The organism is Oleiphilus sp. HI0132, from assembly GCF_001635845.1.
Genome location: NZ_LWGJ01000934.1, coordinates 1 through 501, shown reverse-complemented (window position 1 = coordinate 501; position 501 = coordinate 1). Strand labels below are relative to the sequence as shown.

Below are 501 nucleotides of genomic sequence, written 5' to 3'. Positions count from 1 at the left end.
TGAAGTGCCATTGAACGAAAACAGTGTCGTTATCATAGGGAAAGATCAGACTAAGACTCCAGAGTTTGTTAAAGACTCTGGTGCTCGCGTCGTCGAGCTTCCATTGGATACACTGGCAAGTGAGACCGCTGATGGCGGAGAGAATATTGTCGCTGCGGGCCTGTTAGCTAAATTCTTAGGTTTGGAGCAAGGCACGATACAGAAGGTATTGAGAGAGCACTTTGCCAAGAAAGAAGAGTTGCTGTCGCAGGCTGAAGACTGGTTAATTGCGGGTTGGAACCTGGCTGACCAATACCAGGAAGTGGCGCAAGTTCAATTGGCAGATAAGAGTGAAAGATCTCCACAATGGTTGGTAAATGGTAGTGAGTCTTGTGGTCTCGGTGCGCTAAAGGCAGGTACGCGCTTTGTTGCGGCTTATCCGATTACACCGGCTTCGGGCAGTCTTGAGTGGCTCGCGCCAAATTTGGAAAAATTGGGCGGCAGTTTGGTTCAGGCTGAAGA

At 49.3% G+C, this 501-nt stretch carries 1 protein-coding gene; it reads left to right on the top strand.

Features of this window, described 5'->3' with window-relative positions; all coding sequences use genetic code 11:
- Positions 1 to 501 (top strand): hypothetical protein (locus A3766_RS30980; RefSeq protein WP_197479521.1); only part of this gene is annotated, 501 nt, incomplete at both ends.